Here is a 20,824-nt window from a genome sequence, read left to right as displayed (position 1 = left end):
TCGCCTCTCACGCAGCCGCAATCCTCTGCACAAGATTGTTCTGCTCATTCTGGCTCTCCGCCCCAATCGTAAACGCATCCAGCACACCCGTCCCCAGCGCATACCGAATCGCCTCCGCGGGCTTCTCCCGCAGGTCGCCCTGTCCCAGAATCTTCATCCCGATCACGCCTTTGCCGTCCGCCTTCATCTGCTGCAGAATCGGCACAATCGTCTCTGGCCCCGCGTCCATGTTCGACCCGATCGGATTCAGCCTAGCCAGATCGATCTCCACCCACGGACTCTTCGCCGCCGCCCGCAGCGCCGACAGCGAGTGGCACGAAACGCCATGCGCCCGAATCACGCCCTTGGCCTTCGCCTCCGACAGCACATCCATGCACCCGCCATACTTCGTATCCCAGTCCGGCTCCGTCATGCAGTGCAGCAGCACAATGTCGATATGCTCAATCCCCAGCTCCCGACGGAACCGGTCCAGGTCGGCCCGCACACCCTCCGGCGTCCGCGCATTGGTCTTGGTCATCACGGTCACCTTGTCGCGCGGAAGCTCCTTCAGTGCAGCGGCGACATAAGGATGCGACCCATACTGGTCGGCCGCATCGAAGAACCGCAGCCCATTCTCGTGATACCCCTCGACCATCAAACTTGAGAACGCCGACATCCCCAGCCGCGTCTGGTTGGAGTGGCCGCCCGACCCATGCGTCCCCGACCCCATCGCCAGGCGGCTGGTCCGAATGCCCGTATTGCCCAGCACGATGTCGTCGTGCGCATGAAACTTCGCAGCAAGCGGTTCCGGCTCAATCAGCGCGGCGCGGGCAATCGGGGAGCGCGCCAACATCGCAACACTGACACCCTTCGCGGTGTGACGGAGAAAGTCTCTACGGCTGGTCAGAGGGAGCATGGCAAGTCTCCTTTGCCGAGAGAATACGCCGACCCGGGCTAAACAGGGAAGAAAGAAAGTGACGCCGCCCTGTTAGTATCTGCCGCATGCAAATCTTTCTGTCCCTGCTCGCCCTCATGGGCGTTCATATGCTCGCCGTGGCGAGCCCCGGACCCGGCTTCATCTCGGTCATCCAGACCGCCGTCCGCAATCCCCGGCGCATCATGTTCATGCATGTCTTCGGCCTCGGCCTCGCCTCTGCCGTCTGGGCCTGCTCGGCCATCTTCGGATTGCAGGCCATCATGGTCAAAATGGCCGGTCTCTACCGCGCCATGCAGCTTGCCGGTGGTCTCTACCTCATGTGGATCGGCTTCAAATCCTGGCGGTACGCCAACGTCCCCCTGCCTCCACCGGCCGGCGGCGGCACGGAACTCACCGTGCCCCAGGCCATCTGGCGCGGCTTCAGCACCAACATCGCCAACCCCAAGGTGATGGTCTTCTACGTCAGCATCTTTACCGCCGTGCTTCGTCCCAACATGCCCGGCTGGGTGCGCGCCCTGGCGGTCTGCATCACCATCTTCGACAATATGGCCCTCTATGGAACCCTCGGATCCCTCATCGGAACCCCCAAAGCCCAGGCCGGCTACCTCCGAATGAAGTCCCGGATCGACCGCGCCGCCGGCACCGTCATGCTCGGTTTTGGTGCCAAATTGGTCTGGAGTGCCCGCCGCGCCTAAATAGTGCTTGCCAGTCGTATGTTCAAACCGCTAGTAATGGGGTGTGACTGAGTACCGTCTCTAGAGGTTCGACTATGACATTTACCCTGAACACGAACTTTTCCAAAATCTCTGCGGTCCTTGTGTTGGCCGCGTGCAGTTGGGCAGCCGTTTCGGCAATCGCCGCGCCCCCCACGGTCTCCATCAACGGGTATGTCACCGACGCCAAGTGCGGTGCCATGCACGGCAAGGAAGGCCCGGATGTGGCCTGCGTGAAGAAGTGTATTGAGGGAGGCGCGAAGCCAGTCTTCGTCGACGACAAGACCGGATCCGTCTGGGCCATCGAAGATCCCGAAGCCGTCAAAGGACACTATGGCCACCACATCACCGCAACCGGTCTCGCCAACACCGAAGGCAAGTCCATCCATATTGACAAGGTAACGATGCTCTAACGCATCACCCGCAGAATCCCGTGCCCCGTCGAAACGATGGGGCACTTTCTATTTAACCCGCAGCACCACAACCGTCTCATCGTCGAAGTGGTCCGTACCCGCCTGGAACAGAGTCACCGCATCCAGAATCGCATCCACCGCATCCTCCGCGGACTGGTGTGCCGTCGGATGATGCTTCAGGAGCGTGCTCAGCCGGTCGTCCCCGAACATCTCCTTCTGCGGATTCAACGCGTCCACAATCCCGTCCGAGAAGAACACCACCATGTCCCCCGGCTTGCACTGCAGCACCGTCTCGTCGTAGCTCACATCAGGGAACAGCCCCAGCGGAAACCCCTCCAGTTGCAGCGTGGAAACCGCCAGCGCATTCGTCAGCGACTGCGTATCCCGCGTCACATACAGCGGCTGCACCGACCCCGCATTCGCCAGCGTCAGTGTCTGGGTCGCATCGTCCCACACCGCCATCAGCATCGTGACGTACTGCGCTGCCAGCTTGCGCTCCTGTAACTGATCGTTCAACGCCGCCAGCATCTCCGCCGGGCTCAACTCCAGCGGAGCCAGCGACCGCAGAATCCCCGACACCAGAGCCGCATACAAAGCCGCCGGTGCCGCCTTGCCCGAGACGTCGCCAACGCACAGCGCCACCCGCCCCTGCCCATAGTCGAGGAAGTCATACACATCCCCGCCAATCGACCGGGCCGCCATAAACCGTGCCGCAATCTCAGCTTTGCCAACCTTCGGTGGAGCCGACGGTAGAAGCCGGAGCTGCACCTCTCGCGCCATGGCCAAATCGCGCTCCAGCCTCTGCTCCTCTTCATGGATCCGCTGATACAGCCGTGCATTCGCAATCGAGATCGCCACCTGCGCCGCCAGTGTCGTCAGCGTCTTCAGGTGGTCTTCGTTGTAGTAGTTCACCCGTGTGTGTTCCAGATCGATCACGCCGATCACGTTGCCTTTATAAATCAGCGGCGCCGCCAACTCCGACCGTGTCTCCGGGTTCTCCAGCACATAGCGCGAGTCCTTCCGCACATCTGAAGAAAGCACCGGCGTTCTCTGCGCCGCGGCCGTCCCAATAATCCCTTGCCCCGGTGCGATCGCCCGCCCCCGATTCACCCGCTCGCCATACCGCGTGGAGAAACGATGCTCGAAGTGCTCCGTCGTCTCATTCCAAAGCAGGATCGTGAACATCTGGAAGTCGATCACACGCTTCATCGAAAGACCGATCCGCTCCAGCAGATCGTCCGGATCGAGAATCGACGTAATCTCCCGCGAGATCTCGTTGATCACCGTCAGCGTCTGCGCCTGTCGTGAAACCCGCGTATACAGACGTGCATTCTCAACCGCAACGGCCATGCGCGAAGCCACCAGCTCCAGCAGCCGTTGATGCTCCGACGTGAAAAAACCGGCGATCTCGGACTCGATATCGAGCACGCCGATCACCTTGTTCTTCACGATCAGCGGTACCGCCAGCTCCGACTGCACCGCGGGATTCGCATCGATATAGTGCTGCGCCTCCGGTCCCGTCGTCACGTCCTCGACCCGGATCGACTTCCGCCGCAGCGCGGCCTGCCCAACGATCCCGTGACCCACCTTCACGCGCCGCCGCTCCACCTCCGGCGCATGCCCCACCTGGAATCTCATCCAGAGTTCGTGCGTGCGGTCGTTGATCAGCAGAATCGCGAAGATCCGGTAGTCGATGATCGATCGCACCAGGTCCGCTACACGATGCATCAGCGTATTCAGGTCCAGCGTTGCATTCAACGCATCGGCCAGCGTGTGTAGAAAGTCCACCGCCAGCGGCTCCACCCGAATGTTCGGGGTCTCCGAGTGAGGATGGAACAGCGCCCGTGGACGTGCCGCCGTCTCTTCCATCTCGAGTTTGGTCTCTTCGGGCATCGCGCTAGACCATATTACTGTGTGATGACTTGGCACGCGTTGTTATCATGCTCGGATGAATCAGGAGATATGGACAGCAGTCGATGTTTTTGTAACGGACACCATGATCGGCCCGGATGAGGTCCAGCAGGAAACCCTCCGCAGGAACGCCGCCGAGAACCTTCCCGCCATCGACGTCGCTCCGAACCAGGGCAAGCTTCTCTATCTTCTAGCGAAGATCCGCAACGCTAGGCGCATCCTCGAGATCGGTACCCTCGGCGGATACTCGACAATCTGGCTCGCCCGCGCCCTACCCCCGGAGGGACGCCTCGTCACCCTGGAGTTCTCCGAACTCCACGCCAGCGTAGCCGCCGCCAACGTGGCGCACGCAGGCTTTGCCGACCGCGTTGAAATCCGCATTGGCCCAGCGCTGGAATCCCTCGTCGAACTGGCTGGCGAAGGCGAAGAGGCCTTCGACCTCATCTTTCTCGATGCCGACAAACCCAACAACCCGCACTACTTCGAGTGGGCCATGCGCTTCTCGCGTCCCGGTACCGTCATCGTCGGAGACAACGTCGTCCGCGACGGGGAAGTAGCCAACCCCGACAGCACCGACGAGCGCGTCGTCGGCTCCCGCCGTCTCCTCGAACTCATGGGCTCCGACGACCGCATCGAGTCCACCGCCCTCCAGACGGTCGGCGTCAAGGGCTACGACGGCTTCGCCATCGGCATGGTCAAGGGTTAGAGGAGGCGGGATAGGTCGCCACGTTCCGGCAAAAATCTCACCACGGAAACGTGGCCACACTATCCATGCACTTCACCATGAAAATCCACGCAGCTCACCACGTTTTTGCGCCAAAAAAGTCCTGGTGAAACATTGGGAAACCGCGGTGCGCTGCCGGTAAGCCCTTTAGAAGACCACAATTACCGGCAATCGTGGAAGTAAGCCTGTCTTGAGGCCGATTGGTCCAACCTCAATAGCCAGATGGAGCGGAACTGGTAGGAACAATCCCGGCCAATTCCGACAGAATCCGCACGCTCGCGCTTGCCCCAATCCGGTTCGCACCGGCCTCCAGCATGGCCTTGGCGTCCGCCAGCGAACGGATCCCACCCGAAGCCTTTACCCCCGCCCGCGTGCCCGCATGTGTTCGCAGAAGGGCAATATCGTCCACCGTAGCGCCACCCGTCGAGAACCCCGTCGAGGTCTTCAAAAAGTCCGCACCGGCCGCGAGGCAGAGCTCGGAAGCCCTGTGTTTCTCCTCAAAACTCAACAAACACGTCTCCAGAATCACCTTCACGATCGCGCCAGACCCATGCGCCAGCTCCACGACTCCCCGAATATCCTGCTGCACATGCTCGAAATCCTCGGCTGTCCCCGACTTCAGAAGTCCAACATTTAAAACCACATCGACGTCGTGCGCACCCTGCTTCAAGACCCGTACGGTCTCGTCCCGCTTCGAAGCGGAGAGCGAAGCACCCAGCGGAAACCCAATCACAACACCCACCGAAACACCCGTTCCGGCCAGCGCCGCAACAGCCGTCGAAACCCAGAACGGGTTCACCATGGCGCAGGCAAAACGGTGTTCCGCTGCCTCCGCGCAAAGCTGCAAAACCTGGTTGCGCGTAGCCTCCGGCTTCAACAAAGTGTGGTCCAGCGTAGCCGCAAGATGCGCAGCGGAGGACAGGGCGGTGGCGGCAAAGGTGGCGGCGTCGTACGTCTTGAGATCGGTGAGAGTATTCATTGGTGCGGAGTGCTCCTTCGTGACTACAGCCCTCTATCTTATGCTTCTTGAAGAGTGTCTGGCGTGGATGCATGCGCCGCGTAGTGCGTGCGCCAGATCGGCTCCAACTCATCGAGTTCCGTCTCCGACGGCGTCGACGCGCGCGGAACTCCCGGCGTGTACGTCAACTGCTTCGTCGCCGGGTTCCACGTCGCACTCGCCTCCGGGGTGAGTATCGTCCACGGCAGAATGGCGTAGCGACGCGCGTACCACGGCGCCGCCAGCGGCAGGATGCGATGCTCCGGGCGATGCCACGCGATATAGTGATCGCACTCGGTCTCCGGAGGCGTATCGCACGGCTCAATCTCGGTCTTCGTCGGTCCGAACGGCGTCGACGTCACCAGCAGCAGATGATGCGGGTCCGGCTCGTTAGGATTGGTCTGAACTAGCGGTTCATCGAGCACCGTGGGGTGCGGCTCCGGCGATCCCGGTGCCATCACCTTGTGAAAGCGAACCTCTGCCCGCATCCGACGCAGGTCTCGTCGGACCTGTGCCGCCAGATGTTGTATCCGGCCGATATCCTCATCGCGATCCCGCGTCAGCAGCGTGTGATCGCCCTGCAACCGGTACAACACCCTGTAGAGAAGGTTCCACCGTCCCGGATCGCGATGTGCGCCAGCCAGCATCGCCGTCGAGAGAAAATGCCTCGAAATCCGCGGACGTGGACGCACAACTCCGGTAGGCGGCGCATCCTCCTCCAGCGATAGGGTTGCGGGAGCCGTGGCGTCCAGCAGGTCGAGCTCGACCGGTGCATACCCCAGCCGTAACGCCTCCCGCGCCGCCGCGCGCCATGCCTCGAACTCGGGTTGCAGAAGGATTTGCCGCATGAAGTTCTCTGCATTGGATGCGCTCCTCCCGCTTTGGTCATCCCCGTGGAGCGCAATTTCCAGTGGGCGGTTCGCCGCCCGTCTGGGTCCATTTTGGTTCGACCATCATCTAATCAGACATGAGTCTTCGTCTGTCAGTTCTCGATCAGTCCCCGGTCGCCATGGGAAGCACGCCCGCCGAGGCGCTGCAGCGGTCCATCGACCTCGCCAAGCATGTCGATACCCTGGGGTACACGCGGTTCTGGATGTCCGAGCACCATGCCATGGACACGCTGGCCTGTACCGCGCCCGAAATCGTGCTCGCCCGCATCGGGGCGGAGACCAGACGGATTCGCATCGGCTCAGGAGGCATCATGCTGCCCCACTACACCTCGCTCAAGGTGGCGGAGGTCTTTCGGACGCTGCATGCGCTCTATCCGGACCGCGTGGACCTGGGGATAGGCCGCGCTCCCGGGGGCGGACCGATTGAGGCGGCGGCGCTGCGGCGCAACCGCAATGTGCAGCCGGTGGATGACTTTCCGGACCAGGTGACCGAGCTGCTGGCGTTCCTGGGCAAGGACTTTCCGGCATCGCATCCGTTTTCCAGGATCAAGGTGGCTCCGGATGCTCCGGGCGGCCCGGATGTGTGGATGCTCGGGTCGAGCCAGTGGAGTTCGTCGGCGGCGGTGGAGTTCGGGCTGCCCTATGCCTTTGCGCACTTCTTTTCGGCGCAGGGGACGCGGGAGGCCATCTCGCGCTACCAGGCGGCGTTTCGGCCATCGAAGTTCCGGGAGAAGCCGGAGGCGACGGTGGCGGTGGGGGTGATCTGCGCCGGCACGCAGGAGGAGGCGGAGTATCTGGCGTCCTCGGTGCGTCTCTTGCAGGTGCGGATCCGGCAGGGCGACCGGTCGCCGGTGGCGGCTCCGGAGGATGCGCTCCGGGAGCTACGGGCCTGGGGTGGGCCTACGCCGGAGGAAGGGGAGTGGCCGCGCTACTTTGTGGGCACGCCGGAACGGGTGCGGGAAGGGCTGGAGGGAATGGCCCGGGAGCTGGAGATTGGGGAAGTCGTGGTGAATACGATCGTCTGGGACCATGCCAAGCGGTTGGAGAGCTACAAGCTGCTGTCCGATGTGTTCGCTTGAAGATTGGTCGGGACTACTTCGGTGCGGAAGGGGTCTTTGCGCTGGTGGGAGCAGACGGCAGCGTGCTGGATTGGGTATCGTAGCTCTTGATGACGTCGCCGGTGATGTCGACGTTCGCGGCGGTGTACCAGACTGCCGGAGCGGTCTCTAATCCTCGTTCGATCACGGCGGTGTAGTGGTGCTGACGGGCGTATTCTTGTAACACTCCGTAGACCTTCTGGGCAACGCGTTGAAAAACCTGCTGGGCCTCGGTCTGAGAGTCGTTGCGGAAGTCCTCTTCTTCACGCTGAAGCTGCTTCTCTTTTCGATCCAGCGTGGCTGCGCGAAGCTGTTTTTCCGTATCGGTCAGCTTGTCGGGATTGGCCGATAGCTGTTTCCGGAGGGATTCGATTTCATCGTTGAGAGCCTTCAGCGCTGTCTGGCGAGGGGCGAACTTCTTCTCCAGAGCACCAAGATCGCGTTGTGCCTCTCCAGTTTGCAGGACGGCTGTGTTGAAGCTGATGGTCGCGATGGCCGGCGTGGCGGTGGGCTGCTGGGCTCCGGTGGCGAGGCAAGATAGAGCAAAAAAAGACAAAAGGGTCCGTGCGCGCATCGTCGCGTTCTCGTTTCTCTGGCTGGGCCAGGATTAGGGGTGGGAGGAGATATTGGGGATGAAGGTGAGATCGCTGATGGCGACTTCGCCAAGATGAAGCGTAGGTGGTTCCTGTGGGATCAGGCTGGCCATATCCACTTTGAAGGGAAACGAAGAGGGTTGGACGAGAGGTTGGAAGCCGATCTTCTGGCTGACGAAGGTGGGCTTGGTGACCAGGACGTCTTCGTGACGAAGATCCCGACTGAAGACAGGTTGACTTCCGGCGCCGGTCGTCGCCAACTGCGGCCACGCAAAACGGAATGAGGAACTGAGCAAGACTGGATGGTGAAGAGCGGCGGGCTTGGCGTTCCGGACGGGATGAGCAATGGCATGCGGGAGTGTTGGTTCAGTCGCGACTGCCACCGTTAGCCCGTGTAACGGCGCTTTTCTAAGCTGCGGTGTGGGTTCAATCGGCGACCTCGTGGTCCAACTCCAACTGACAGCACACACCAGTAACGCGGCGATCGACGCGAGCTGGAGGGCATAGGTGGGTAGTGCTCGCGCAGGTGCCCGGAGTGGAAGACCCTCCCGGGTGGCGCGGGCGATAAAGCGAGCTTCATGTCCGCGTGGAAGCTGCGGGCGCGCGGACGTGGCAAGGTTGAGATGCGGCGCGAGGCCGGCGATTTCTGAGAGGGTCTGCTGGCAGCGCGTGCAGGATTGGACATGTGCGTTGAGGATTGCTTGCTCGGCGCTGGTTAGCTGCTCCGTGCCGGATAGAACGGCGAGCATGTGGAACTCCTGATTGCAGGCGGTTGTCGTGGTCATCGTCTGCCTCCTTTTGCGTTCTTACGGATCTTCTCGAGGCCCCGATACAGGTTGTGACGGACTACGCGAACCGTTTCGCCGGTGCGCAACGCGGCTTCCTCGGCGGTGAGACCTTCTCCGTAGATCAGCTCGATGGTGCGCCGTTGACGTGGTTCCAGGGTGCTGAGGAGTTGGTTGACGAGGATGCTCGTCTCCGCTGCTCCCGGTGGTTGCCGAAACAACTGGGCTTCGTCGAAGGAGTCGGTTTGGAAGTAGCGGTTCGAGGCCATGGCGCGGCGGGCGTTGAAGGTTCTCTGGTAGGCAAACATGACCAGCCAGGACTTGAAGCTGCCTCGTGCGGGGTCGAATTGATGGATGGATCGGAAGACGTCGAGGAAGATTTGTTGGACGGAGTCTTCCGCCTCGGACTCGTTGCGGAGGATGCGGCGGGCGATGCCGAAGAGGAGGGGACTGTGGCGGCGGAAGAGGACAGTCAGGGCGTCGGCTTGTCCTTGCTGGAGGCGGAGGGCGAGTTCTTCGTCGGTGCTGAGGGTTTGTCTGAGTTTGGAGAGGAGGGATGGGGAGTCGGGCGATGGGAGTGCGTCGAGGTGGCTCGGCACGGGGGCGAAGACGAGTTGGCTGAATCGGGAGGTCATCGGTGTTCTGCCCGAGTATGCACGTGGGACGCGCGGATTTCCCCAAGGTGAGAGGGAAATTGTTTGGAGTGAGGGGGAACTCCGCAGCGGGTGAGGGATGGGCTAAAGACGATGCATCGGTAGGTAGCGCTCAGAGAGGTTGTGATACATGCAATTATTCGGGACCATGGAGGCGCTTGCAGAACTGTGCGTTGTTGGCGGAGGCGTCTGGGTTAGCGTAGAGTGCTCTTGACGTCAGCTGAGTTTATTGGCGGATTTGCGTACATTTTTTTTGGAGGGCACTCGGTGACGGTTTGTGTCGGAGCAATGGCCTCATTTCGGGGAAGCTCCATTTTAATCGGAGCATCGGACAGAATGGTGACTGCAGGAGACATCGAGTTCGAACAGGAACAGACGAAGATCTTTGTCCTCACCAAGTCCGTAATCATCATGGTTGCTGGCGATCTAACTGTACAGGCTGACATTCTTCATTCAGTAATTGAGCATAAGAATAGACAGCTAAACGAATATCCCGACGAATGGCTGAGCGTTAAGCTTGTTGCAGATTGGTTCTATGAAGACCTCGCCGCAATAACACGTCAGCGCGCGGCCAAGATGATTCTCCACCCGCTAAACTTAGACTTCGATAAGTTGGTCTTAGCGGGAATCGATTCCGAATTGGCAAATCAACTCGCGAAAGAGCTACTGGATTTCCGAATTGCGCCGATACAAGCCATAGTAATGGGAATCGATGCATCAGGGGCCCATATCTATGAAGTCAGTAACGAAGGCGTTGTCTGTCAAGACTGGACGGGGTTTGCATCGATAGGCGCTGGAGCGTGGCATGCCAACTCGCAGCTTATGTTTGGTGAACATGTCAAACATAAAGAGATGGCGGAAACGCTGATGCTCGTGTATACGGCGAAAAAGCGCGCTGAAGTTGCGCCAGGCGTCGGCGAAAAGACAGACATGATCGTCATCGGACCAGAGTTGGGTCATTTCACCCACGTCGGTGAACCCGCAATGGCAGAGCTTCGAACTACCTACAATCGCGTAAGGAAGCAAGCACAGAAAGTGAGGGAAAATGGCAACGCGAAAATCGCCAAGTTCATCGAGAGGGCTATTGGAGAACCGGCTCTTGAAGACCCCGCTCCGAACCTTATCGAGCCGGGTACCGTTGATGGTCCCGCAAAAGCTTGATGGTAAGAAAAAGTTTTTGGAAAAACGATTGCTTGGAAAGTGATGGCAAGAGCTGCATCAACTGCGTTCGGACATCATATCCATTGTTTGTTCGACGAAGAATTTTGGAAGAGTTGCGACTGAAAGATTACCTGTCCCACTCGCGTCCGGAGGGTGGCTGTTGGAAATGGTCGCAATGTCAAAACACCTTCTTCTAGCTTTAGCGAAACCAGAAATCAACGACAAAAAATCCCCCAGTCTCGGATGAGACTTGGGGGATCTTTTTCGACGTTTGCGTGGGCCTTAGTGGCCTACGGCTTCTTCGGGGTAGAGGCGGATGTCGGGGACGTTGCGGTAGACCTCGGCGTAGTCCATGCCGTAGCCGATGACGAACTGGTTGGGGATCTGGAAGCCGATGTAGTCGGCCTCGATGGGGACGAGGCGGCGCTCGGGCTTGTCGAGGCAGGTGGCGATCTTCAGCGAGGCGGGCTTGTGCTGGAGCATGAGGCCGCGGAGGTAGCTGAGGGTGAGGCCGGTGTCGAGGATGTCTTCGACCAGGATGACGTGCTTGCCCTCGATGGGGTTGTCGATGTCCTTGATGAGCTTGACGGCTCCGGAGGAGACACGGGCGCGGCCGTAGCTGGAGACGGCGACGAAGTCGAAGGTGTTGTCGACCTGGATGGAGCGGGCAAGGTCGGCAAGGAAGATGGCCGCGCCCTTGAGCACTCCGATAAGGACGATGGGTTGGCCGTTCTTCGTGAGGCCGGCGTAGTCCGCGGTGATCTGGTCGCCGATGGCCTTGACGCGAGCGGCGATCTGCTCGGTGGAGAAGAGGACTTCCATGACGGAGGGGGACGGGAAGGAGGGGGTCGTCGTTGCCATAAGGTACTAGCGTATCGCGGATTGGGCTGTGGGAGAACAGTGCTTAAGTCTTGGGTCCCGGCGTCTGGCGCGCTTCGGTATACTTGGGTGCTGGGGCTTTCGGCCCCTTTTGCGAGGGTTATGTATCCGTTTATCAATCTGGGACCGCTACATCTGGGGACGTTTGGGCTGCTGTTGTGGCTGGCGGCCGTGGTGGCGGGGATCGTGCTGCACAAGAACTTTATCCGCAATGGCGTGGACGCCGATGCGCTGAGCATCGTGACGCTGGTGACGATCATGGGCGTGCTGGGCGCGAAGACGTGGCACGAGCTGCAGGATGTCCATGCGCTGGTGGCGGAGATGAAGCAGATTGCGCTGCCCGGCTGGTCCCACCCGATGGAGGTGCTGCTGGGCTTCCTGAAGTACCTCCAGGGCGGGTTCGCGTGGTTTGGCGGACTGGTCTTCGGCATCGGCTGGCTGATGTGGGAAGGCCGGCAGGCTCGTCCGGAAGGTCGGACCAGTTGGGCCGCCGCCGTAAGGATGTTGGACCTCGCCGCTCCAGCGGCAGCCATCGGCTACGGCGTAGGCCGCATCGGATGTCTCACCTCGGGCGATGGAGACTACGGGATCAATACGACGCTGCCGTGGGGTGTGCACATGGCGAAGGACGCGCTGGTGCCTCCGACGCCGCCGGACGCGCTGGTGCAGCCTACTCCGGTGTACGAGTTTCTGTTTGCGCTGCTGATTGGCTGGTTCTTGTGGAGGCTGGGCAAGAAGATGCTGCCTCTGGGATGGCTGACCGGGCTTTACCTGGTGCTGAGCGGCATCGGTCGGTTCCTGGTCGAGTTCGTCCGGGTGAACCCCAAGCTGTATTGGGGCATGAGCAACGCGCAGTTGGCCGCTCTGGTGAGCGTTCTGGCCGGGGTCCTGGTGATGATCGTGGCAAAGGTGAAGCATCAAGAGGTGCTGCCGGCGATCCCCGACGAGGCCGTGGCGGGATAGGGTTTGCGGATAAAAAGAAGACGCCAACCGTGGTCGGACTTCTCCCTGGTAAGGGTGTTAGTTTGTGCCGCAGCAAACAAGCCCACCCAACCCGCAGAAGCTATACCAACAACCCCAAATGACCGCATGGATTCCTTTGGGGGGATTGTAGCCCTTTGGTGCGGGTGTTGTCGGCTGTGCCGAGATATCCACAATTGGTAGTTGCTCTCCAGGTGGGGTCGCAAGCTATAGTGGGTTTATTCCATGGTCACTCCTTCGCGGAGTGTGAAAAGGGAATCCGGTGAAAGTCCGGAACTGCCCCGCAGCGGTAAGCAGGTACGAAAGCCCAAGATGACACTGGAGTTTTGCTCTGGGAAGTCCGGCGATTAGGTCCGATCCTGCAAAGTCCGAAGACCTGCCATCGAAACATTCGCTAGCGCCTCCGAGGGGAGGCGAGGTGGCAGCGTACTTTTGTCCTTCGCGGAGGACGACCCGCTGTTTTCTCGCACGCTTCAGAGGCCAAGGAGATTTATCCATGGCCGCATCCGCAACACACGATTTTGGGACCCTTCCTCCCCCTGCCTCCATACACTCCTCGACGTCCGCCACGCCTGATTTTCAGGTGATTGGCCGCAGCGGGAGTCTCTCCGGTTTCGATCCAAGCCGGATCTCGATTGCGATTACGAAGGCCTTTCTGGCGGTTGAAGGGAATGCCGCAAGTGAGTCGCGGCGCATCCACGAGGCTGTCGATGGGCTGACTCGGCAGATTGTCGAGACGCTGACGCGTCGGGCGGGCGTGGCACGGGCGATCCACATTGAAGATATTCAGGACCAGGTCGAATTGGCGCTGATGCGCTCGGGCGAGCACAAGATCGCGCGGGCGTACGTGCTGTACCGCGCGGAGCGCATGCAGGAACGTCGCAAGCGCGAGGAGGTGGGTGCGGCCCCGGCGCAGCCTCGGCTGAACGTGAAGCTGCAGGATGGGCGGACAGAGCCACTGGATGAGGCAGCGCTGCGGCAGGTGGTGGCGACGGCGTGCGACGGGCTCGATGGTGTATCGGTCGATGCCGTGATGGCGGAGGTACATCGGAACCTTTATGACGGCATTCTGCTGCATGAGTTGGGGCTCGCGCAGACGATGGCGGCGCGTGCGCTGGTGGAGCAGGAGCCCAACTACGCGTACGTAAGTGCGCGACTGCTGCTGAACGGATTGCGTGATGAAGCCCTGGGGTTTGTGCTGCCAGAGGTGGTAAGCGGGTCCCAGCGGCAGATCGATCTGCGCTACGACGAGTACTTCCCGGAGTACATCAAACTGGCGATCAAGCTGGAGATCTTGGATAAGGAACTGGGGGCGTTCGACTTGGTGCGGCTGGCGGCTGCGTTGAAGCCTGAGCGCGACCGGAACTTTCAGTTTCTGGGGCTGCAGACGCTGTATGACCGGTATTTTCTGCATCGGGACCGGATTCGGTTCGAGCTACCGCAGGCGTTCTTCATGCGGGTTGCGATGGGGCTGGCTGTGCGAGAGATCGACCGGGATGCCAGGGCGATCGAGTTCTATGAGCTGCTGTCGTCCTTCGACTTCATGTGCTCGACGCCTACGCTGTTCAACGCGGGTACGCTACGGCCGCAGCTTTCATCGTGCTTTTTGACGACGATCCCGGACGATCTGGATGGGATCTTCAAGTCGATCAAGGACAATGCGTTGCTCTCGAAGTATGCGGGTGGCCTGGGCAACGACTGGAGCGCGGTGCGTGGCCTAGGGGCGCATATCCGCGGGACGAATGGTGAGTCGCAGGGGTTGGTTCCGTTTCTGAAGGTGGCGAACGATACGGCAATCGCGGTGAACCAGGGAGGCAAGCGGAAGGGAGCGGTGTGCGGGTATCTGGAGACGTGGCACATCGACATCGAGGAGTTCCTGGACCTGCGCAAGAATACGGGGGACGACCGCCGTCGCACGCATGACATGAACACGGCAAACTGGGTGCCGGACTTGTTTTTGGAGCGGGTTGAGGCCGATGGGACGTGGACGTTGTTCTCGCCGGACGAGACGCCGGATCTGCACGACCTGTATGGGACTGCGTTTGCGGAGCGCTATGAGCACTACGAGGCGAAGGCGCAGCGCGGTGAGATGCGTGTGACGAAGACGCTGCGCGCGGTAGAGCTTTGGCGGCGGATGTTGACGATGATCTTCGAGACGGGCCATCCGTGGATCACGTTCAAGGACCCGTGCAACCTTCGGTCGCCTCAGCAGCATGTGGGCGTCGTCCACTCATCGAATCTTTGCACGGAGATCACGCTGAATACGAGCGGCAAGGAAATCGCTGTGTGCAACCTGGGGTCGGTGAACTTGGCGAACCACGTGACCCCGGCGGGAATCGATGAAGCGCGGCTGAAGAAGACGGTGACGACGGCGATGCGGATGCTGGATAACGTCATCGATATCAACTTCTATACGGTACCGGAGGCTCGCCAGTCGAACCTGCGGCATCGGCCGGTGGGGTTGGGGATCATGGGATATCAGGATGCGCTTTACACATTGCGTATCCCGTTTGCTTCGGTCGATGCGGTGCGGTTTGCCGACACCAGCATGGAGCTGGTGAGCTTTCATGCGATCTCGGCTTCCGTGTCGCTCGCGGCGGAGCGGGGGCGGTATCCGAGCTTCGAGGGTTCGTTGTGGAGCCAGGGCGTGCTGCCGGTGGATTCGATTGAGCTCCTGCAGAATGCGCGAAAGCATGAGCTGCACATGACACGCAGCACGACGCTGGACTGGACGGGTCTGCGCGAGCAGGTGAAGACGACCGGCATGCGGAACTCGAATACGCTGGCGATTGCGCCGACGGCTACGATCTCGAATATTTGCGGCGTAACGCAGTCGATCGAGCCCACGTACCAGAACCTGTTTGTGAAATCGAATATGTCGGGGGACTTTACGGTGGTGAACTCGTCCCTGGTTCACGACCTGAAGCAGGCGGGGCTCTGGGACGAGGTGATGGTCTCGGATCTGAAGTACTTCGACGGAGCGCTGGGCGCGATCGATCGCGTACCCGATGCGTTGAAGCGGCTGTACGCGACCTCGTTCGAGATTGAGCCGACATGGTTGATTCAGGCGGCGGCACAGCGGCAGAAGTGGATCGACCAGGCACAGTCGCTGAATCTCTATCTGGCGCAGCCGAGCGGGAAGAAGCTGGATGCGCTCTATCGCGAGGCATGGCATGCGGGGCTGAAGACGACCTACTACCTGCGGTCGCGGAGCGCGACGCATGTGGAGAAGTCGACGATGACACGGACGGACGGAAAACTGAACGCTGTGTCGATGGATGCATCGGGCGCAAAGGTTTGTGCGATTGACGATCCGACATGCGAAGCCTGCCAGTGAAGCGAACGAACGACCAACCCTTGAGGAGATGACATGCTGAGCTGGACCGATACCGCCGATTCTGTTGAGACAACCGCCGCACCGATTGGGGGCCGTGTTCGCGTCGACGACAAAGCCATGATCAACTGCCGCGCCGATGTGAACCAGCTTCTTCCGCTGAAGTACCGATGGGCGTGGGAGAAGTATCTTGCAGGGTGCAACAACCACTGGATGCCGACCGAGATCTCCATGCAGGCCGACATTGCGTTATGGAAGAGCCCGAACGGACTGACCGAGGACGAGCGGAGAGCGATCAAGCGGAATCTTGGGTTTTTCGCGGCTTCGGAGTCGCTGGTGGCGAATAACATCGTGCTTGCGATCTACCGTCACCTGACCAACCCGGAGTGCAGGCAATACCTTTTGCGGCAGGCTTTCGAGGAGGCGGTGCATACGCATACGTTTCAGTACATCGTCGAGTCGCTGGGGCTGGACGAGGGTGAGCTGTTCAACATGTACCGGGAGGTTCCATCGATTACGGGGAAGGCGGCCTGGGCGATCCAATACACGCAGCACCTGAGCGATCCGTTGTTCGAGACGGGCACCACTACTTCGGACCAGGCATTTCTGCGCGATCTGATCGCGTTCTACGTGGTGTTCGAAGGGATGTGGTTCTATACGGGCTTTGCGCAGATTCTTTCTCTGGGACGAAGGAACAAGATGGTTGGAATCGCGGAGCAGTACCAATACATTCTGCGCGATGAGTCCATCCACCTGAACTTCGGGATCGACGTGATCAACCAGATCAAGAATGAGAATCCGCACCTGTGGACCGCAGCCTTCCAGGCAGAGGTAAGCGGGATGATCCGCTCGGCGGCGGAGCTAGAGGCGGCTTACGGCCGCGACACGATGCCGAACGGCTTTTTGGGATTGAGCGCAGGGCTGTGCGAGGAGTACATGCACTTTATCGCGAATCGCCGGTGCGGCCAGATTGGGCTGACGGCGGTGTTTGCGCCGACGGAGAATCCTTTTCCGTGGATGTCGGAGGCAATGGACTTGAAGAAGGAGAAGAACTTCTTCGAGACGCGGGTGATCGAGTACCAAAACGGCGGATCGCTGGGATGGGACTGACGGCTTAGAGGAGCTTCAGATAGGCCTTCGCCTCTTCCAGTTCGGGGAAGAGGCGCTCCTCGGCCTGGAAGGCTTTGGAGTGGACGCAACGACGGCCGGCCTTGACGCGTACGGGGTGCTTGAGGTGAAGCATCTCGTGATAAAGCAGGTACTCGATCGCGCAGCGGGGGGTATCGGGACGGTCGAAGACGCGGCTGACGACGATGGTGTTGTGGGCGGCGTCGTAGTGGCCCAGCATGCGGCGTGCGTGGTGGGCGGACCAGGTAAGGGTCGGGCGGCCGAGGAGACCGTGGAAGAAGCGGGTGTTGAGGCTCTCGAAGACCTCGTTCAAGTCGTAGTAGTGGCCTTCGGGTTGGGTGATGCGCTTGCGCCCGCGGGTCTGGCGAATGTGCTCGGCCTGCTTGGTCATGGCTTCGGAGGAGACATGGCGGCGGTAGCGGTCGGCGTGTGAGGCGGCGATGGGCTTCTTATAGAGCTTAGCGAGGAGGATGTGCGCGATGGCGTGGTGAACGGTCTCGGGGGCGTGTTCGAGGAGGTCCGACAGACGAACGTGCAGACGTCCTTCGCGCAGGCGGATGGTGGTGTTCAGGGAGGTGAAGCGGCGGAAGCGTACGTCGAGCGGAGGGATGGGGGCTCGGGGGCGGAGCTCGCGGTATTGCTCTTCGAAGATGCGAATTAAGGCTTCAGGCACGGCTTTTGTCAGCTTAACACGGGGTGCTTGTGGAGTTTCAGCGGGGTCCTTGGACTGGGCCGGCGAGGTGGGCCTAGCCAGACGCTGGCGCGGAAGGGACGCTGGTGTGCGATGGGGTTCCGGAGGTGGCCCAAAGAGAAGACTGCGGAGGAAGTCGAGCATCAGTGGGGCTTGGTCTCGTTGGCGTTGGCGGGCTCGTCTTTGGAGGGAGGATGAGCGATGAACCAGGCCTTCTGCTCTTCGATAAGCTGCGTGGCGGACTCGCGAAGGTCACGGACGGCTTCTAGGGCGAGCTTGCGGCTTACGCTGTAGGCTTCATTCTCAGCGGGGGTTTTGAGCGCGGTGGCCCAACGATCGGTGGCGGCGAGGAGCTTGGGGAGGGCTTTGCGGATGTCGCGATGGCGAGGACCGAGGTCGTCGAGGTTGTCGTCGAGTTCGTCCGCGATGGACGTGAACTGCTCGTAGAGGTCGTGGAGGTCTTCCTCGCGGCCAGGGCGGCGAGGCTTGGTGGCCAGGGACTGGATGCCGGAGCTGCGGGCGTCGAGGAACTTGACGAAGACAAGGACACGGTCGTTGGCGACGTAGGCTGAGTCGCGGAGAGCTTCGATCTCGCCTTCAGAGAGAGAGGACTCGTGGTCGCGTTGAGCGTGGACAAGGGCCGGCGTGGCAAGAAGGCAGGCGGCGAGGAGGAGGGGCTTCAGCATGGGACTGGTTCAATTGTAGTGGAGCTCCATATTCCGCCATCGAGACGTGGAGCCCCGCGCATTGGTCTGTACGGCTAGTCGATGGGCGAGCTAGTGGCTGAAGACCTGGTCGAGGAGCTCTTCCTGCACGGTATCGAGCTGCTTGAGGGTGGCCTGGAGCGTGGCCTTGTCTTCATCGGAGGCGGAGTGCAGGAATCCGGTGAGACGGTAGGTCGTCTTGTGCATCAGCATCTCGGCGTTTTTGAGACGCTTGGTGTCTTTGGCCAGACCCATGTGAATGAGTCGCGCATAGTGTTCGACCCGCTTGAGAGTCGCACTCGCGTGCTGGGTATCGCCCTCGTTCATCTGATGGGCGGCGACCTCGGTCATGTGGTGCACCAGCTCCGTGTAGAGGAAGCATTGTTCCCGGGGGTTGGCTTGGGCGGCACGGGCCTCAAGCTGGGCGATGGCCTGCTGATCGAGGAGGATATCGTCGCCTGTGGCAGCCCTGGCGGAGGGCAGTGCAAGCATCATGGAGAGGACTGGAAGGATGACGGTGGGAACCGCCATACGGCTTGCGAAACGGAGATGGAATCGCATGGAGCACCTCGAGTACGGGAGCGCGAGGGGAAGGTTCCTTCGGCGGAGGCGGTTGAGCCTGAGCCGTGGTGCTGTGCTTTGAACCGATTGCTGCCTAGCGTACTGCGAAATAGGCAGAGTTGTCATTCTTTTCTTCCTTATTTTTCATCGCATGTGCGCCAAAGTCACTAAACGGTGACGTGCCTCAAATTCTTCGTCGGGAAACTTGCCTTTGGCCGCTGCGAGGAACTGGTTGTAAAGATCGACTGCGAGCTTTACCTCATGCAGCTTGTCGTGTGCAGTCGCGGCGAGGAAGAGGCTGGACGGAGACTGGGGCAGGACTGTGGCACGCAGCGATAGGGCGCGCAAGACCTCCTGGGGGTCGTTGTTGTTGGAGGCGGCGAAGGCGAGATGGGCTGTGGCCTGGCCGTAGTCTTCCTTGGTGGGAAATGCATCGGGCTTCGCGACGGCCTGCTTCAGGAGGGTTTCGGCCTCGGCGTAGCGGCGCAGCTTGATGAGGTTCGCGGCACGGTCGTCGCGAAGGCGCGCGGAGGGGCGGGCGTCGAGGACGGAGATATAGAGCGGATCGGCCTGGGCAAAGGCGCCCGACTGCGAGTAAAGATGCGCGAGGAGGAGGTCGATGTTGAGGTCGTCAGGGTGCGCTGCGTGGAGGGGCTCGATGAGGGGGATGGCTTGGTCGTACTTGTCCTGATTGGCATAAAGGACGGCGAGCTGTGCGGAAAGGGCGGGGTTGCCGGGGTTGGCGGTGAGGGCGGCGTTCAGCAGGGATGCAGCCTCGGTGGGGTTGTTTTTTGCCACGATGCCAGCCAAGGCTGAGGTGGCGTCGGGATCGTTGGGGGTGTTGACGAGGACGCGACGATACTCTTTTTCGGCTGCGGCGGGGTCCTTGGCACGCTCGGCGAGCTCGGCGGCCATGAGGGTGTCATCCGAGGTTTCCGGAGTGAGCTTGAGGGCAGCGAGAAGTTCTTCGCGCGCGGCCTCCGGGTTTGATGCGAGGTCGAGGCGGGCAAGGGCGCGGAGGGCGCGGGCCTTGACGGGGGCGTCGCCGTTGGGGAGGTTCGCGGCCGCGAGGAGTTCGGTATGGGCGTCTTCGGGGCGGCCGGCGCGGGCGAGGAGGAGGCCGAGGCTCACGCGGGCCTCGAGCATATTGGGGTCGGCTTGGATGGCGCGGCGGTAGTTTGCCTCGGCGTTCGAGACCTGGTCGATGGCGTCCTGTGCGTAGGCAAGGTTGTAAAGGAGTTGCGGATCCTGGCGATCGTTGGGTCCGCGGTCGGTGAGGATAAGCAGAAGCTTGATGGCACCCCGGTAATCGCCCTTTTCGAGGGCCTCGTTGGCCTGCGTGCGCACGGCTGAGTTGGCGTCGGGAGCGATGGTCTGGGCTGCATCCGTGGTGCCGGCAGGGAGCTGGGCAAGCGAGGGCAGGGCGGATGCGGCGAACAGGGTAGCGGCGAAGAGGATTTTCTTAGGCATGGACACAACCTTTGGACGGCTTCGGGAGGGATTCTGTGCGGAACAAAAAGGCTATCTCGATAGTAATTGGGATCAGCTCTCGAGGCCGTTTTTGAGCTTGTAGGCCGCACGTTGGCGGGCAAGCTCTTCGTGCTTGCTCTCGGCCCACTCCCAGACGCCGCAGAACGCTGTTTACCGGTTGGGGAATACGGTCATTATTCTGGGCGCCGGAAAGACCTCCTAG

General features: G+C 60.9%; 20 protein-coding genes and 1 riboswitch. Of the genes, 8 read left to right on the top strand and 12 right to left on the bottom strand.

Annotated elements, in window-relative coordinates:
- Window positions 1-7 precede the first annotated feature (7 nt).
- Window positions 8-895 carry an aldo/keto reductase gene (locus tag BM400_RS14450; protein ID WP_089839988.1) on the bottom strand — a complete coding sequence of 296 codons (888 nt, stop codon included), beginning with the start codon at window positions 893-895 and terminating at the stop codon, window positions 8-10.
- A gap of 86 nt (window positions 896-981) precedes the next feature.
- Between BM400_RS14450 and BM400_RS14445 the strand changes: the two genes are divergently transcribed.
- Window positions 982-1,611 carry a LysE family translocator gene (locus BM400_RS14445; RefSeq protein ID WP_089839985.1) on the top strand — a complete coding sequence of 210 codons (630 nt, stop codon included), beginning with the start codon at window positions 982-984 and terminating at the stop codon, window positions 1,609-1,611.
- A 74-nt stretch (window positions 1,612-1,685) separates the two neighbouring features.
- Complete coding sequence (locus BM400_RS14440; RefSeq protein ID WP_089839982.1) at window positions 1,686-2,042, top strand: hypothetical protein; 357 nt, start codon at window positions 1,686-1,688, stop codon at window positions 2,040-2,042.
- A gap of 48 nt (window positions 2,043-2,090) precedes the next feature.
- Here the strand turns inward: BM400_RS14440 and BM400_RS14435 are convergent, their stop codons facing one another.
- Entirely contained in the window at window positions 2,091-3,935 is a 1,845-nt protein-coding gene (locus BM400_RS14435) for a SpoIIE family protein phosphatase (RefSeq protein WP_089839978.1), read from the bottom strand.
- A gap of 55 nt (window positions 3,936-3,990) precedes the next feature.
- On the opposite strand from BM400_RS14435, the gene BM400_RS14430 reads away from it, so the two are divergent.
- A complete protein-coding gene (locus BM400_RS14430; protein WP_089839975.1) occupies window positions 3,991-4,659 on the top strand; it encodes an O-methyltransferase in 669 nt (222 codons plus the stop codon).
- Window positions 4,660-4,888: 229 nt separating this feature from the next.
- On the opposite strand, the gene deoC is transcribed toward BM400_RS14430, so the two are convergent.
- Together deoC and BM400_RS14420 are read right to left on the bottom strand one after the other, a co-directional pair.
- Window positions 4,889-5,656, bottom strand: coding sequence for a deoxyribose-phosphate aldolase (deoC, locus tag BM400_RS14425; protein WP_089839973.1), 768 nt, complete (start codon window positions 5,654-5,656; stop codon window positions 4,889-4,891).
- Window positions 5,657-5,694: 38 nt separating this feature from the next.
- Entirely contained in the window at window positions 5,695-6,522 is an 828-nt protein-coding gene (locus BM400_RS14420) for a DUF4130 domain-containing protein (RefSeq protein WP_089839971.1), read from the bottom strand.
- A 119-nt stretch (window positions 6,523-6,641) separates the two neighbouring features.
- Here BM400_RS14420 and BM400_RS14415 point away from each other — a divergent pair, with 119 nt between their 5' ends.
- Window positions 6,642-7,643 carry an LLM class flavin-dependent oxidoreductase gene (locus BM400_RS14415; RefSeq protein ID WP_089839970.1) on the top strand — a complete coding sequence of 334 codons (1,002 nt, stop codon included), beginning with the start codon at window positions 6,642-6,644 and terminating at the stop codon, window positions 7,641-7,643.
- A gap of 13 nt (window positions 7,644-7,656) precedes the next feature.
- On the opposite strand, the gene BM400_RS14410 is transcribed toward BM400_RS14415, so the two are convergent.
- Genes BM400_RS14410 through BM400_RS14400 form a run of 3 tightly spaced genes read right to left on the bottom strand, consistent with a single transcriptional unit; the run spans window position 7,657 to window position 9,674 of the window.
- On the bottom strand, window positions 7,657-8,235 hold the full coding sequence (locus tag BM400_RS14410) for an OmpH/Skp family outer membrane protein (RefSeq protein ID WP_089839967.1): 579 nt from the start codon (window positions 8,233-8,235) through the stop codon (window positions 7,657-7,659).
- 33 nt (window positions 8,236-8,268) lie between these two features.
- Window positions 8,269-9,039, bottom strand: a complete 771-nt coding sequence (locus BM400_RS14405) for a hypothetical protein (protein ID WP_089839965.1) — start codon at window positions 9,037-9,039, stop codon at window positions 8,269-8,271.
- A complete protein-coding gene (locus tag BM400_RS14400; protein WP_089839962.1) occupies window positions 9,036-9,674 on the bottom strand; it encodes an RNA polymerase sigma factor in 639 nt (212 codons plus the stop codon). Before BM400_RS14400 ends, BM400_RS14405 begins: the two co-directional genes overlap by 4 nt.
- Before the next feature lie 354 nt (window positions 9,675-10,028).
- Here BM400_RS14400 and BM400_RS14395 point away from each other — a divergent pair, with 354 nt between their 5' ends.
- Window positions 10,029-10,853: an Ntn hydrolase family protein gene (locus BM400_RS14395; protein WP_089839960.1), complete on the top strand. Its 825-nt coding sequence runs from the start codon at window positions 10,029-10,031 to the stop codon at window positions 10,851-10,853.
- A 282-nt stretch (window positions 10,854-11,135) separates the two neighbouring features.
- On the opposite strand, the gene hpt is transcribed toward BM400_RS14395, so the two are convergent.
- The gene (gene hpt / locus BM400_RS14390) at window positions 11,136-11,714 is read right to left on the bottom strand and encodes a hypoxanthine phosphoribosyltransferase (RefSeq protein WP_089839957.1); all 579 of its coding nucleotides are present in this window, start codon (window positions 11,712-11,714) and stop codon (window positions 11,136-11,138) included.
- A gap of 120 nt (window positions 11,715-11,834) precedes the next feature.
- On the opposite strand from hpt, the gene BM400_RS14385 reads away from it, so the two are divergent.
- The 3 genes from BM400_RS14385 to BM400_RS14375 all read left to right on the top strand — a co-directional run bounded on the left by BM400_RS14385 (window position 11,835) and on the right by BM400_RS14375 (window position 17,157).
- Entirely contained in the window at window positions 11,835-12,695 is an 861-nt protein-coding gene (locus BM400_RS14385) for a prolipoprotein diacylglyceryl transferase (RefSeq protein ID WP_089839955.1), read from the top strand.
- Window positions 12,696-12,922: 227 nt separating this feature from the next.
- Window positions 12,923-13,111, top strand: a riboswitch (cobalamin riboswitch).
- 98 nt (window positions 13,112-13,209) lie between these two features.
- Window positions 13,210-16,050, top strand: a complete 2,841-nt coding sequence (locus tag BM400_RS14380) for a ribonucleoside-diphosphate reductase subunit alpha (protein WP_089839953.1) — start codon at window positions 13,210-13,212, stop codon at window positions 16,048-16,050.
- Between the two features lie 33 nt (window positions 16,051-16,083).
- The gene (locus BM400_RS14375; protein WP_089839950.1) at window positions 16,084-17,157 is read left to right on the top strand and encodes a ribonucleotide-diphosphate reductase subunit beta; all 1,074 of its coding nucleotides are present in this window, start codon (window positions 16,084-16,086) and stop codon (window positions 17,155-17,157) included.
- A 4-nt stretch (window positions 17,158-17,161) separates the two neighbouring features.
- Here BM400_RS14375 and BM400_RS14370 read toward each other — a convergent pair whose 3' ends face one another.
- The 4 genes from BM400_RS14370 to BM400_RS14355 form a co-directional block, all read right to left on the bottom strand.
- The gene (locus BM400_RS14370; protein ID WP_245781878.1) at window positions 17,162-17,848 is read right to left on the bottom strand and encodes a M48 family metalloprotease; all 687 of its coding nucleotides are present in this window, start codon (window positions 17,846-17,848) and stop codon (window positions 17,162-17,164) included.
- 161 nt (window positions 17,849-18,009) lie between these two features.
- Complete coding sequence (locus BM400_RS14365) at window positions 18,010-18,552, bottom strand: hypothetical protein (RefSeq protein ID WP_089839947.1); 543 nt, start codon at window positions 18,550-18,552, stop codon at window positions 18,010-18,012.
- A gap of 90 nt (window positions 18,553-18,642) precedes the next feature.
- Window positions 18,643-19,131 carry a hypothetical protein gene (locus BM400_RS14360; RefSeq protein ID WP_141223941.1) on the bottom strand — a complete coding sequence of 163 codons (489 nt, stop codon included), beginning with the start codon at window positions 19,129-19,131 and terminating at the stop codon, window positions 18,643-18,645.
- Between the two features lie 144 nt (window positions 19,132-19,275).
- A complete protein-coding gene (locus BM400_RS14355) occupies window positions 19,276-20,601 on the bottom strand; it encodes a tetratricopeptide repeat protein (protein ID WP_089839943.1) in 1,326 nt (441 codons plus the stop codon).
- Between the last annotated feature and the right edge of the window lie 223 nt (window positions 20,602-20,824).

The sequence above is a fragment of the Granulicella pectinivorans genome, assembly GCF_900114625.1.
Classification (GTDB): domain Bacteria; phylum Acidobacteriota; class Terriglobia; order Terriglobales; family Acidobacteriaceae; genus Edaphobacter; species Edaphobacter pectinivorans.
Note: the sequence above shows the minus strand (reverse complement) of the source record. Positions and strands in the feature narration are given on the sequence as shown.

Excerpts from the sequence above, each read along its gene's own strand:
- hpt (WP_089839957.1), bottom strand. The coding sequence starts at position 11,714 with ATGGCAACGACGACCCCCTCCTTCCCGTCCCCCTCCGTCATGGAAGTC.
- BM400_RS14380 (WP_089839953.1), top strand. The coding sequence starts at position 13,210 with ATGGCCGCATCCGCAACACACGATTTTGGGACCCTTCCTCCCCCTGCC.
- BM400_RS14395 (WP_089839960.1), top strand. The coding sequence starts at position 10,029 with ATGGTGACTGCAGGAGACATCGAGTTCGAACAGGAACAGACGAAGATC.
- BM400_RS14410 (WP_089839967.1), bottom strand. The coding sequence starts at position 8,235 with ATGCGCGCACGGACCCTTTTGTCTTTTTTTGCTCTATCTTGCCTCGCC.
- BM400_RS14450 (WP_089839988.1), bottom strand. The coding sequence starts at position 895 with ATGCTCCCTCTGACCAGCCGTAGAGACTTTCTCCGTCACACCGCGAAG.
- BM400_RS14405 (WP_089839965.1), bottom strand. The coding sequence starts at position 9,039 with ATGACCACGACAACCGCCTGCAATCAGGAGTTCCACATGCTCGCCGTT.
- BM400_RS14420 (WP_089839971.1), bottom strand. The coding sequence starts at position 6,522 with ATGCGGCAAATCCTTCTGCAACCCGAGTTCGAGGCATGGCGCGCGGCG.
- BM400_RS14365 (WP_089839947.1), bottom strand. The coding sequence starts at position 18,552 with ATGCTGAAGCCCCTCCTCCTCGCCGCCTGCCTTCTTGCCACGCCGGCC.
- deoC (WP_089839973.1), bottom strand. The coding sequence starts at position 5,656 with ATGAATACTCTCACCGATCTCAAGACGTACGACGCCGCCACCTTTGCC.
- BM400_RS14415 (WP_089839970.1), top strand. The coding sequence starts at position 6,642 with ATGAGTCTTCGTCTGTCAGTTCTCGATCAGTCCCCGGTCGCCATGGGA.
- BM400_RS14355 (WP_089839943.1), bottom strand. The coding sequence starts at position 20,601 with ATGCCTAAGAAAATCCTCTTCGCCGCTACCCTGTTCGCCGCATCCGCC.
- BM400_RS14435 (WP_089839978.1), bottom strand. The coding sequence starts at position 3,935 with ATGCCCGAAGAGACCAAACTCGAGATGGAAGAGACGGCGGCACGTCCA.
- BM400_RS14375 (WP_089839950.1), top strand. The coding sequence starts at position 16,084 with ATGCTGAGCTGGACCGATACCGCCGATTCTGTTGAGACAACCGCCGCA.
- BM400_RS14360 (WP_141223941.1), bottom strand. The coding sequence starts at position 19,131 with ATGCGATTCCATCTCCGTTTCGCAAGCCGTATGGCGGTTCCCACCGTC.
- BM400_RS14430 (WP_089839975.1), top strand. The coding sequence starts at position 3,991 with ATGAATCAGGAGATATGGACAGCAGTCGATGTTTTTGTAACGGACACC.
- BM400_RS14400 (WP_089839962.1), bottom strand. The coding sequence starts at position 9,674 with ATGACCTCCCGATTCAGCCAACTCGTCTTCGCCCCCGTGCCGAGCCAC.
- BM400_RS14445 (WP_089839985.1), top strand. The coding sequence starts at position 982 with ATGCAAATCTTTCTGTCCCTGCTCGCCCTCATGGGCGTTCATATGCTC.
- BM400_RS14440 (WP_089839982.1), top strand. The coding sequence starts at position 1,686 with ATGACATTTACCCTGAACACGAACTTTTCCAAAATCTCTGCGGTCCTT.
- BM400_RS14385 (WP_089839955.1), top strand. The coding sequence starts at position 11,835 with ATGTATCCGTTTATCAATCTGGGACCGCTACATCTGGGGACGTTTGGG.